Source organism: Pseudomonas extremaustralis, from assembly GCF_900102035.1.
GTDB lineage: Bacteria > Pseudomonadota > Gammaproteobacteria > Pseudomonadales > Pseudomonadaceae > Aquipseudomonas > Aquipseudomonas extremaustralis.
Map to the genome: position 1 here is coordinate 6098748 of NZ_LT629689.1, position 11913 is coordinate 6110660.

Here is an 11913-nt window from a genome sequence, read left to right on the forward strand (position 1 = left end):
GCTTCGGGCGTTCATCCTCCTAAACAATGGAAATCTGACAGAAATTTCCGAGGTATTACCTCATGGATTCATTCCCGTGCAGATCCCCCGTGCCACCCTCGCTGCTGAGTCTTGTCGGGTGCCCGCATGGGACCCTAATCGTGCCCCTACGCGTCTCTGAAAGTCGGCTTCGAGGTGTCATAACTCGCGTATCAACCCTGTCACAAATCGTTGCCAAGCGCCTGCCGACCCCGTTACGATGAGATCCCCTTACGCCCTGTAGACACTCAGTCTGCAAACAGTAGGACCTGCGTCTCGCCCAACAAAAACGGGCGGTTCAGCTCCGTGACCTCGCGAATGTAATCCCACAACAAGGTAATCCGCTTGAGCTTGCGCAGATCCTCCCGGCAATACATCCAAAACTGCCGCGTAATCTCAATCTGCTCGCCCAGCACCGGCAACAACCGTGGGTCCTGCGCCGCCAAAAAGCACGGCAGGATCGCCATCGAGCGCCCTTGCTGCGCCGCTACGTATTGCGCGATCACGCTGGTGCTGCGCAGGCTGGCGCTGGCGCCGGGTACGACGTTGGCCAGGTAGAGCAACTCCGAGCTGAAGGCCAGGTCGTCCACATAGCTGATGAAGGGATGCTCGGCCAAGTCCGCCGGGCGGTGGATGGGCGGGTGTTGGTCGAGGTAGTCCTGGGTCGCGTATAGCTGCAGTTTGTAGTCGCACAGTTTGCAGCACACATACGGCCCGTGTTCCGGGCGTTCCAGGGCGATGACGATGTCGGCTTCGCGCTTGGACAGGCTGATGAAGTGGGGCAGGGGCAGGATGTCGACCGAGATCGCCGGGTAGGTGTCGACGAAATGGCTCAGTTGCGGGGTGACGAAGAAGCTACCGAAGCCTTCGGTGCAGCCCATGCGCACGTGGCCGGACAGCGCCACGCCGGAGCCGGAGACTTGCTCGCAAGCCATGTGCAAGGTGCTTTCGATGGATTCGGCGTAGCCCAGCAGGCGCTGGCCCTCGGGGGTGAGGACGAAGCCGTTGGTCCGGGATTTTTCGAACAGCAAGGTGCCGAGCGAGACTTCCAGTGAGCTGATGCGTCGTGACACCGTGGTGTAGTCCACCGCCAGGCGCTTGGCGGCGACGCTGGCCTTGCGAGTGCGGGCCACTTCGAGGAAAAACTTCAGGTCGTCCCAGTTCAGGGAACCCAGCGATGTGATGTTTTTTTGCATATTGGACCGGCTTTTATGTGCGTTCTTATTGGAGATTTGCACATCTATACTCCAAAAACAGTCCGAACGCCTCATCTTCAAGGCGATTCAACGCCTTGGTTCTCTGCATATAAATAAGAATTGGAGACCACATGAACGCATCTGCCGATATTTCCGTGCAACAGGTCAAGTTGCTGATCAACGGTGAATGGGTCGAGTCAAAGACCACCCACTGGCAAGACATCGTCAACCCGGCCACCCAGCAAGTGCTGGCCAAAGTCCCGTTTGCCACGGCCGATGAAGTCAACGCCGCCATCGATGCCGCCCATCGCGCCTTCCAGACCTGGAAGCTGACGCCCATCGGCGCACGCATGCGCATCATGCTCAAGCTGCAAGCCCTGATTCGTGAACATTCCAAGCGCATCGCCGTGGTCCTCAGCGCCGAGCAAGGGAAGACGATTGCCGATGCCGAGGGCGATATTTTCCGTGGCCTGGAAGTGGTGGAGCACGCCTGTTCCATCGGCACCCTGCAAATGGGTGAATTCGCTGAAAACGTTGCCGGTGGTGTCGACACCTACACCCTGCGCCAACCCATCGGCGTGTGCGCCGGGATTACCCCGTTCAACTTCCCGGCGATGATTCCGCTGTGGATGTTCCCGATGGCGATTGCCTGCGGGAACACGTTCGTCCTCAAGCCGTCCGAGCAGGACCCGCTGTCGACCATGCTGCTGGTGGAGCTGGCGCTGGAAGCCGGTGTGCCGGCCGGCGTGCTCAACGTGGTACATGGCGGCAAGGACGTGGTGGACGCGCTGTGCACCCATAAAGACATCAAGGCGGTGTCCTTTGTCGGCTCGACTGCCGTGGGCACTCACGTGTATGACTTGGCCGGCAAACACGGCAAGCGCGTGCAGTCGATGATGGGCGCCAAGAACCATGCGGTGGTGCTGCCGGATGCCAATCGCGAACACACCCTCAATGCCCTGGTCGGTGCCGGTTTCGGCGCGGCGGGCCAGCGTTGCATGGCCACGTCGGTGGTGGTGCTGGTGGGCGCATCCAAGCAATGGCTGCCGGATCTGAAGGCGCTGGCGCAGAAGCTCAAGGTCAATGCCGGCAGCGAAGCCGGTACGGATGTGGGCCCGGTGATTTCCAAGCGCGCCAAGGCACGCATCTTGGAACTGATCGAAAGCGGCGTGAAAGAGGGCGCCAAGCTCGAGCTGGACGGGCGTGACATCCAGGTGCCGGGCTTCGAGCAAGGTAACTTTGTCGGCCCGACCCTGTTCTCGGGCGTGACCACCGATATGCAGATTTATACCCAGGAAATCTTCGGCCCGGTGCTGGTGGTGCTGGAAGTCGACACCCTCGATGAGGCGATCGCGCTGGTCAACGCCAACCCGTTCGGCAACGGCACCGGCCTGTTCACCCAGAGCGGGGCGGCGGCGCGTAAGTTCCAGAGCGAAATCGATGTGGGCCAGGTCGGCATCAACATCCCGATCCCAGTGCCGGTGCCGTTCTTCAGCTTCACCGGTTCGCGCGGTTCCAAGCTCGGCGACCTTGGCCCGTATGGCAAGCAAGTGGTGCAGTTCTACACCCAGACCAAAACCGTGACCAGCCGCTGGTTCGATGACGACACGGTCAACGATGGCGTGAACACCACCATCAACCTGCGCTGATTCGGGAGACGACCATGAAAATTGCATTTATCGGCTTGGGCAACATGGGCGCACCCATGGCCCGCAACCTGATCAAGGCCGGCCATGGGCTGAACCTGTTCGACCTGAACCAGACTGTGCTCAAGGAGCTGGCCGAACTGGGCGGCCATATCAGCGACTCGCCGCGTGACGCGGCCACTGGCGCCGAGCTGGTGATTACCATGCTGCCGGCCGCCGCCCATGTGCGCAGCGTCTGGCTGGGGGAAGACGGCGTTTTGGCCGGGATCGGCCAAGGCGTGCCAGCGGTGGATTGCAGCACCATCGACCCGCAGACCATCCGCGATGTCGCGGCTGCGGCGGCCAAGCAAGGTGTGGCCGTCGCCGATGCACCGGTCTCCGGCGGCACTGGCGGCGCGCAAGCCGGGACGCTGACCTTTATGGTCGGCGCCACGGCGCAACTGTTCGCCACCCTGCAACCGGTGCTGGCGCAGATGGGTCGCAACATTGTGCACTGCGGTGACGTCGGCACGGGGCAGATCGCCAAGATCTGCAACAACCTGTTGCTCGGCATCAGCATGGTCGGCGTCAGTGAAGCCATGGCCCTGGGCGATGCGCTGGGTATCGACACCCAGGTGCTGGCCGGGATCATCAACAGCTCTACCGGGCGTTGCTGGAGTTCCGACACGTACAACCCGTGGCCGGGCGTGATCGAAACCGCGCCGTCTTCCCGAGGGTACACCGGTGGCTTCGGTGCCGACCTGATGCTCAAGGATCTGGGGCTGGCCACCGAAGCCGCTCGCCAAGCGAAGCAGCCGGTGATCCTCGGCGCTGTAGCCCAGCAGTTGTATCAATCGATGAGCCAGCGCGGGGAAGGGGGTAAGGACTTCTCGGCGATCATCAACAGCTACCGCAAGCCCAAATAAACATCGCCTGTGGCGAGGGAGCTTGTTCCCTCGCCACGATTCATCTTTGCGACTCAGGCAAACACAAAATACTTACGCACTGTCTCGACCACTTCCCACGTCCCCTTCATCCCCGGCTCCACCACGAAGATATCCCCCGCGCGCAAATGGATCGGCTCCAGGCCTTCCGGGGTGATCACGCAGTAGCCTTCCTGGAAATGGCAGTATTCCCACTTCACGTATTCCACGTACCACTTGCCGGGTGTGCAGATCCAGGTGCCCATGATCTTGCTGCCGTCTTCGCTGGTGTAGGCGTTGAGGTTGACGGTGTGCGGGTCGCCTTCGAGCTTTTCCCATTTGCAGGCATCCAGGACCGGCAGGGGATGGGTGTCGCGCAGTACGGTGATGGGCTTGGACATGATGACTCCGAGGCAAGTGAACGAGAGTCGAACCCTATAGCCTCGCAAGCAGCATCAATGGTCTGAACTCGACACTGGGATGCCCAGAAGCGCAGTGCACTGCTGGTCATCTCCTACACGGGGCTTACCGCTTTCGACTTGCTGACGCGAAAACGGTAGGCGATGTAGATCACCCCCACCCAGACCGGCATCGCAAACACCGAATTGCGAATCCCCGGAATCGCCAGCATCACGCTGATGATCATCAGCATGAACGCCAGGCACAGGTAGTTGCTGAACGGGAACCAGAAGGTCTTGAACGACGGCACCACGCCTTGCTCGCCCATGGCCTTGCGGAACTTGAGGTGGGTGATGCTGATCAGCGCCCAGTTGATCATCAGCGAGGCGACCACCAGTGCAAACAGCAGCTCCAGGGCACTCTTCGGCGCGACGTAGTTGACCACCACGCACAGCAGCGTCACCAGCGCCGAAATCCCCAGGGCCCGCAGCGGCACGCCCTGCTTGTTGAGTTTCATCAGCGCTTTGGGTGCGTCGCCTTGCTCGGCCAGGCCGAACAGCATGCGGCTGTTGCAGTACACGCCGCTGTTGTACACCGACAGCGCTGCGGTCAGCACCACGAAGTTGAGGATGTGCGCGGCGGTGTCGTTACCGATCAGCGAGAAGATCTGCACGAACGGGCTGCCGCTGTAGGCGTCGCCCGAGGCGCCGAGGGTTTGCAGCAGTTGATCCCACGGGTACAGCGACAGCAGCACGGTCAGCGCACCCACGTAGAAAATCAGGATGCGATACACCACTTGGTTGATCGCCTTCGGGATCACTTTGCGTGGCTCGGCGGCTTCGGCCGCGGTGATACCCACCAACTCAAGGCCACCGAAGGAGAACATGATGAACGCCATGGACATCAACAGCCCCATGCCGCCGTTGGGGAAGAACCCGCCGTGGCTCCACAGGTTGCTGATCGACGCTTGCGGGCCGCCGGCGCCGCTGAACAGCAGGTAGCAGCCGAGCACGATCATGCCGACAATCGCCACCACCTTGATGATCGCGAACCAGAACTCGGTCTCACCGAAGAACTTCACGTTCAGGGTGTTGATCAGGTTCACGGCGATAAAGAACACCAGCGCGCTGACCCAGGTCGGGATCTCTGGCCACCAGAACTGGATGTATTTGCCCACGGCCGTCAGTTCGGCCATGCCCACCAGCACGTAGAGCACCCAGTAGTTCCAGCCGGAGAGGAAACCCGCGTAGCTGCCCCAGTATTTGTGGGCGAAGTGGCTGAAGGAGCCGGCCACGGGTTCTTCGACGATCATCTCGCCGAGCTGGCGCATCATCAGGAACGCGATGAAACCGGCAATCGCGTAGCCGAGGATCATCGACGGCCCCGCCGACTTGAGCACGCCGGCCGAGCCGAGGAACAGCCCCGTACCGATCGCCCCACCCAAGGCAATCAGCTGAATATGCCGGTTTTTCAGGCCACGCTTGAGACCTGCCGGGTTAACCATGTCATCCGCCATTAACGTTACCTTCTACTTGTTTTCTCGGGGGGGATTGCGCGCCGCATCCGCCCCTCAGAAGTGCTGAGGGCGCAGATATTACTCTGCGTGAACTCTTCGTAATACAGCTGAACGCACATCAAGTGCCTGATCTGCCAGGTATTGCCGAGGGGGAATCTTGCCTCCGGACCATTCAGAGCAGCTCTTCAACCAACTGCAGGCAATGACTGAGCCCCGGCGATTGGTCGTTCACCCGCCGGCTGAGAATGATTGGCGAGGTCGCGGTAGCTTCCACAATCGGCGTGTAGCCGATATCCGCGCGGTGCAGCACCTGCACCGAGGCCGGCACCAGCGTCACCCCCATGCCAGCCCCGACCAGGCCGATAGCGGTCTGCAATTCGTTGGTCCACTGCGCCACCTTGAGGCTCAGGCCGTGGGTGTCGAACAGCGCGATCACATGGTCGGCATAGCTGGGGCGCGGGTTGCCGGGGTAGAGCACAAACGGCTCGGCGGCCAGTTGCGCGAGGGTGGCGGGCGCGTCGAGCAATGGGTGGCCACTGGGCAGCACTGCCACCAGCCGATCCTCCACCAGCACGCGCTGGACGATGGCCGGGTCATCGATGCGAATCCGACCGAAACCGACATCGATGCGCCCGGCCTTAAGCGCTTCGACCTGCTGCAAAGTGGTCATCTCCGACAGGCCCAACTCCAGCTCCAGCGCCTCATGGGTGCGCAGCCGCCGGATCAACTCCGGCAGCACACCATAAAGGGTCGAGGGCGCAAAGCCGATGCCCAGCCAGGTCTTCTCGCCCTGGCCGATACGCCGGGTGGTGTCGCAGACCTTGCCCAGTTGCTCCAACAGCACATTGGCGTGTTCATAGAAAAAGCGACCGGCCTCGGTCAGCCGTAACGGGCGGCCGCGCTCCAGCAGCGTCACGCCCAGCTCGTCCTCCAATTGCTGGATCTGCCGGCTCAATGGGGGCTGGGCGATGTGCAGGTGTTCGGCGGCGCGGGTGAAGTTGAGGGTCTCTCCCAGCACCTGGAAGTAACGCAGATGACGCAGTTCCATGGCGGCTCCTTTCATACCTGTAGGGTATTGTTTGAGACCAATTCTATATTGGAAGCCAGGGAAAATACGGTCCAAAATCGATGTAAATCTATAAAGAACCCAGCGGGTATTGTTATGCCGATTTGCGCCATCGAGTCGATCGACACCGTCATCGTCGATCTCCCCACCATCCGCCCGCACAAGCTGGCCATGCATACGATGCAGAACCAGACCCTGGTGATCATCCGCTTGCGGTGCGCCGACGGTATCGAAGGCGTCGGTGAAGCCACCACCATCGGTGGCCTGAGTTATGGCAACGAAAGCCCTGACAGCATCAAGGTCAATATCGACCGCCACTTCGCTCCGCTGCTGATCGGCCAAGACGCGAGCAATATCAACGCGGCCATGTTGCGCCTGGAGCGCAGCATTCGCGGCAATACCTTTGCCAAGTCTGGCATTGAAAGCGCCCTGCTCGACGCCCTCGGCAAACGCTTGAACCTGCCGGTCAGCGAACTGCTAGGCGGCCGTGTGCGCGATGCCTTGCCGGTGGCCTGGACCCTGGCCAGCGGCAACACCGAACAGGACATCAGCGAGGCTGAGAAGATGCTCGACCTGCGCCGCCACCGTATCTTCAAATTGAAGATCGGTGCGCGGGATGTCAGCCATGACCTGGCCCATGTGATCGCGATCAAGAAGGCCCTGGGCGATCGCGCCAGTGTGCGCGTCGACGTCAACCAGGCCTGGGACGAGGCCGTGGCCCTGCGCGCCTGCAAGGTGCTGGGAGACAACGGGATCGACCTCATCGAACAACCCATCTCGCGCAACAACCGTGGCGGCATGGCCCGGCTCAACCTGTCGAGCCCGGCGCCAATCATGGCCGATGAATCCATCGAATGTGTCGAAGACGCCTTCAACCTGGCCCGCGAAGGGGCAGCCTCGGTATTCGCCCTCAAGATCGCCAAGAACGGCGGGCCGCGTGCGGTATTGCGCACCGCCGCGATTGCCGAGGCGGCTGGCATTGGCCTGTACGGGGGCACCATGCTCGAAGGCGGCATCGGCACCCTGGCGTCGGCCCATGCGTTCCTGACGCTGAATAAGCTGGCGTGGGGCACCGAACTGTTCGGTCCACTGTTGCTCACCGAAGACATCCTCACCGAGCAGCCGCTGTACCGCGACTTCCAACTGCATGTCTCTCCCTTACCGGGTCTGGGCCTGACCATTGATGAAGAGCGCCTGGCGTTCTTCCGTCGCGACAAGCACTAGGAGGCGCCTGCTATGTTGTTCCACGTAAAAATGACCGTGAACCTGCCCGTCGACATGAATCCCGAACGCGCAGCCGCCCTCAAGGCCGATGAGAAGGCTTTGGCGCAACGGCTGCAACAGCAGGGCAAATGGCGCCACCTGTGGCGCATCGCTGGGCTCTATGCCAACTACAGCGTGTTTGATGTCGACAGCGTGCAGGAACTGCACGACCTACTGATGCAACTACCGCTTTACCCCTACATGGCCATCGAAGTGAATGCCTTGTGTCGGCACCCTTCGTCGGTCCATGAGGATGACCGCTAAACCTGTTCCGTCCCTAATAAATACAAAATGAGGATTGCGCCATGTCCATCCGACTGTCCCAGACTGCCCATGCCCAACGGTTTCTCGAAGAAGCCAGCGGTAACCTTAACGACGACGGCAACCCGCGCACCAAGGCACTGATTTACCGGGTCCTGCGAGACACGGTGAACATCATCGAAGACCTGGATGTGACCCCGGAAGAGTTCTGGGCGGCAATCAACTATCTCAACGAGTTGGGTAAACACCAGGAAGCCGGTCTGCTCGCTGCCGGGCTCGGCCTGGAGCATTACCTGGACATGCTGATGGACGCCGCCGACGAGCAAGCCGGTAAAACCGGCGGCACGCCACGCACCATCGAAGGCCCGCTGTATGTGGCCGGTGCGCCGCTGTCGAAATACGAGGCACGGCTGGATGATGGCCAGGACCCTGGTGTGCCGCTGTTCATGCGTGGGCAGGTGCGCGACACAGATGGCAAACCGTTGGCAGGGGCGATCGTCGATGTTTGGCAGGCCAATACCGGCGGGACTTATTCCTGGTTTGATAACACGCAATCGGAATTCAACCTGCGCCGGCGTATCGAGACCGATGCCCAGGGCAACTACCGTTTTCGCAGCATCGTGCCGTCGGGCTATGGCTGCCCGCCAACGGGGCCGACCCAACAGTTGCTCAATCAACTGGGACGCCATGGGCAGCGGCCGGCGCATATCCACTTCTTTATTTCGGCGCCGGGGTATCGTCACCTCACCACTCAGATCAACCTGTCGGGTGACCCGTACTTGCATGATGATTTTGCCTACGCGACGCGGGATGAATTGATCGCCGAGATTCGTTTCAGTGACGACCAGGCGCTGGCGCAGGAGTGGGGTGTACAAGGGCGGTTCGCGCAGATTGATTTCGACTTTGAGTTGCAGTCTGCCGCAGCGCCAGTAGAGCAAAAGCGCATGCAACGGGTGCGCGCGCTGGAGGATTGATCGGCGCGGTCGAAAAATGTGGGCGCAAGCTCGCGAAAAACTCGAGAGCGCCGCGTTAAACCAGATGACCCGCGCTATCGTTGACGATTTTCGCGAGCAAGCGCGCTCCTACACTGGGGCGGTGAGGGCGGAGAGCAAGGCTGTGGTATACGCCGGCAATGGCTCGAACGCGCGTGCGCACAACAGCAGGTGCCGGCAGGCCCAGTCCTCGCGCAAGGGTTGGGCCTTGACCTGCGCCGCCGATGGCCAGCGGTCCAGTGCCGCCTGGGGCACGATGCCCAGGCCCGCGCCCCGGGCGACCATGCGCATCACCCCGTCAAAACCTTCGGCACGAATGCGCGTCTGCAAGCGAAAGCCCGCGTGCAGCGCCTGTTCGTCCAGGTACACCGCCAGCGCGCTGTGGGCGGCCAGGCTGACGTAGTCGTGTTGCAGGCTGTCGATAAAGCTCACGGTGCCGGTCGCCAGGGGATGGTCCAGCGGCATGATCAGCACCAGCGGGTCGTCGCGAAAGGGCAGGGTCTGTAAGCCGTGGGTGTCCACTGCGTCGGAGATGATCCCCAGCTCTGCCGTGCCCTGGCGCAAGGCCTGGGTGATGCGCAGGCTGGGCAATTCCTGCAGGTCGATGTCGAGGTTGGGGTGCTCGCGCAGAAAATCCGCCAGCAGTTCCGGCAGGTATTCGCTGAGGGCGGTGGTGTTGCACAACAGGCGTACCTGGCCTTTGACGCCGTTGGCGTATTCGGCCAGGTCCTGTTGCAGGTGCTCGGCTTGTTGCAACATCAGGCGCGCATGCCGGGCCAGGGCCTTGCCCGCAGGTGTAGGGGTGACGCCACGCCGACCGCGTTCGAGGCATTCAACCCCCAGCGCGGCCTCCATCGCGCGGATGCGCGCGCTGGCGGCGGCCAGGGATAAATGGCTGCGCGCCGCGCCGGCGGTGATGTTGCCGGTGTCGAGGACGTGCAGATAGAGGCGCAGGTCGATCAGGTCAAAGTGCATGGCTGGAGAGTTCCTTTGGCTGGACTGGCGCTATCGCGAGCAAGCTCGCTCCTGCAGGGGCCTGGGTGGATTTTGTAGGAGCGAGCTTGCTCGCGATGAGGCCCTAAGCCTCACGCAAAACAAGAGTCTGCCTCAGTATATGGCGCATTTTCGAGTCCCTCCGAAAGCGCCAGAATCGCCCCATGAATACCTTCCTCGCGTTCTACCAAAACCTCGGCCCTGCCTTGACCCTGCTGGTGATCGGCACCTTCCTGCTGGCCGGCACCGTCAAAGGCGTGATCGGCCTTGGCTTGCCGACGGTGGCCATGGGCATGCTCGGCCTGGCTATGTTGCCGGCGCAGGCTGCGGCGTTGCTGATCATTCCGTCGACGGTCACCAACCTCTGGCAATTGGCGTTCGGCGGCCATTTGCGCGGTTTGCTCAGACGTCTGTGGCCGATGCTGCTGTTGATCTTCCTCGGCACCGGGCTGGGCACGTTATGGCTGGGCATGGACGGCGGCCAGTGGGTGGTGCATGCGCTGGGCGGCGCGTTGCTGCTTTATGCGTTGAGCGGCCTGTTGCTGCCCAGCTTTAACGTCAAGCCTCGAACCGAGCGCTGGCTGGGCCCGCTGTGTGGCGTAATCACCGGGGTCATCACCTCGGCCACCGGCGTGTTTGTGATTCCTGCGGTGCCGTATCTGCAGGCCCTGGGTTTGACGCGCGATCAGTTGGTGCAGGCCCTGGGGTTGTCGTTCAGCGTGTCGACCCTGGCCCTGGCCGCCGGGTTGGCCTGGCGTGGCACCCTCGGCGGTGGCGAAGTCAGTGCCTCGTTGCTGGCGCTGGTGCCCGCACTGTTGGGGATGTGGCTGGGCCAGGTGGTGCGCCGACGCATCAGCGCGGTGTTATTCAAGCGGGTATTTTTCATCGGCATGGCGTTGTTGGGTGGCCACCTGCTGATAGGTGGTTAACAATCGCGGTCTATTCGTGCGTACAGGTCAAATGTATTTTGCCGCCCTGCGGCTTATTCCCACTGATCCAAGTCGGTAGTCTGCCTCCAGATCTTTTCAACCTTCTGGATGACTCCCATGAAAAAAGTGCTTCTGCTCAACGGCGCCAAGAAATTCGCCCACTCCGACGGCCGCTACAACACTACTTTGCATGACGCTGCCTTGGCCCTGCTGGACCGTGGCGGAATCGACGTCAAAGTCACGCACATCGACGCAGGCTACGACGTGGCCGAAGAAGTGGCCAAATTCCTCTGGGCCGATGTGATCATCTACCAGATGCCCGGCTGGTGGATGGGCACGCCGTGGATCGTCAAGAAGTACATCGACGAAGTGTTCACCGAAGGCCATGGCAGCCTGTACGCCAGCGATGGCCGCACCCGCTCCGACGCGTCGCAGAAGTACGGCAGCGGCGGCCTGATCCAGGGCAAGCAGTACATGCTGTCGCTGACTTGGAACGCACCGCAGCAAGCCTTCGACGACCCTACGGATTTCTTTGAAGCCAAAGGCGTTGACGCGGTGTATTTCCCGTTCCACAAGGCCAATCAGTTCCTCGGCATGACTGCCTTGCCGACCTTCCTGTGTGTGGACGTGATGAAGCGCCCGGCCATCGAGGCCGACGTGGCGCGCTACGAGCAGCATCTGGCGCAGGTGTTCAACCTCTCGGTGTAAGCTGCGCTGAACCGAGAACGAGGA

12 protein-coding genes are annotated in these 11913 nt (G+C 61.5%); 7 read left to right on the forward strand and 5 right to left on the reverse strand.

Going from position 1 to position 11913, the window contains the following annotated elements; translation table 11 throughout:
- Positions 1–266: 266 nt before the first annotated feature.
- A complete protein-coding gene (locus BLR63_RS28065) occupies positions 267–1214 on the reverse strand; it encodes a LysR family transcriptional regulator (RefSeq protein ID WP_010566204.1) in 948 nt (315 codons plus the stop codon).
- 131 nt (positions 1215–1345) lie between these two features.
- On the opposite strand from BLR63_RS28065, the gene BLR63_RS28070 reads away from it, so the two are divergent.
- Together BLR63_RS28070 and mmsB are read left to right on the forward strand one after the other, a co-directional pair.
- Positions 1346–2863, forward strand: a complete 1518-nt coding sequence (locus tag BLR63_RS28070) for a CoA-acylating methylmalonate-semialdehyde dehydrogenase (RefSeq protein WP_010566205.1) — start codon at positions 1346–1348, stop codon at positions 2861–2863.
- Between the two features lie 14 nt (positions 2864–2877).
- A complete protein-coding gene (gene mmsB, locus BLR63_RS28075) occupies positions 2878–3765 on the forward strand; it encodes a 3-hydroxyisobutyrate dehydrogenase (RefSeq protein ID WP_010566206.1) in 888 nt (295 codons plus the stop codon).
- A 53-nt stretch (positions 3766–3818) separates the two neighbouring features.
- On the opposite strand, the gene BLR63_RS28080 is transcribed toward mmsB, so the two are convergent.
- From BLR63_RS28080 to BLR63_RS28090, 3 genes are all read right to left on the reverse strand, one after another.
- Positions 3819–4163, reverse strand: coding sequence for a cupin domain-containing protein (locus BLR63_RS28080; protein ID WP_010566207.1), 345 nt, complete (start codon positions 4161–4163; stop codon positions 3819–3821).
- Positions 4164–4276: 113 nt separating this feature from the next.
- Positions 4277–5677 (reverse strand): amino acid permease, encoded by a 1401-nt coding sequence (locus tag BLR63_RS28085; protein ID WP_010566208.1) that lies wholly within the window; start codon positions 5675–5677, stop codon positions 4277–4279.
- A 172-nt stretch (positions 5678–5849) separates the two neighbouring features.
- On the reverse strand, positions 5850–6725 hold the full coding sequence (locus BLR63_RS28090) for a LysR family transcriptional regulator (protein WP_010566209.1): 876 nt from the start codon (positions 6723–6725) through the stop codon (positions 5850–5852).
- 114 nt (positions 6726–6839) lie between these two features.
- Here BLR63_RS28090 and BLR63_RS28095 point away from each other — a divergent pair, with 114 nt between their 5' ends.
- Genes BLR63_RS28095 through catA form a run of 3 tightly spaced genes read left to right on the forward strand, consistent with a single transcriptional unit; the run spans position 6840 to position 9241 of the window.
- Positions 6840–7967, forward strand: a complete 1128-nt coding sequence (locus BLR63_RS28095; RefSeq protein WP_010566210.1) for a muconate cycloisomerase family protein — start codon at positions 6840–6842, stop codon at positions 7965–7967.
- Between the two features lie 12 nt (positions 7968–7979).
- Positions 7980–8270: a muconolactone Delta-isomerase gene (gene catC / locus BLR63_RS28100; RefSeq protein WP_010566211.1), complete on the forward strand. Its 291-nt coding sequence runs from the start codon at positions 7980–7982 to the stop codon at positions 8268–8270.
- A 41-nt stretch (positions 8271–8311) separates the two neighbouring features.
- The gene (gene catA / locus BLR63_RS28105; protein WP_010566212.1) at positions 8312–9241 is read left to right on the forward strand and encodes a catechol 1,2-dioxygenase; all 930 of its coding nucleotides are present in this window, start codon (positions 8312–8314) and stop codon (positions 9239–9241) included.
- Between the two features lie 108 nt (positions 9242–9349).
- Here the strand turns inward: catA and BLR63_RS28110 are convergent, their stop codons facing one another.
- The gene (locus BLR63_RS28110; protein WP_010566213.1) at positions 9350–10234 is read right to left on the reverse strand and encodes a LysR family transcriptional regulator; all 885 of its coding nucleotides are present in this window, start codon (positions 10232–10234) and stop codon (positions 9350–9352) included.
- 182 nt (positions 10235–10416) lie between these two features.
- On the opposite strand from BLR63_RS28110, the gene BLR63_RS28115 reads away from it, so the two are divergent.
- Both BLR63_RS28115 and BLR63_RS28120 read left to right on the forward strand, forming a co-directional pair.
- Complete coding sequence (locus BLR63_RS28115; RefSeq protein ID WP_010566214.1) at positions 10417–11181, forward strand: sulfite exporter TauE/SafE family protein; 765 nt, start codon at positions 10417–10419, stop codon at positions 11179–11181.
- Positions 11182–11298: 117 nt separating this feature from the next.
- Positions 11299–11889, forward strand: a complete 591-nt coding sequence (locus BLR63_RS28120; RefSeq protein WP_010566215.1) for an NAD(P)H-dependent oxidoreductase — start codon at positions 11299–11301, stop codon at positions 11887–11889.
- The last annotated feature ends 24 nt before the right edge of the window (positions 11890–11913 follow it).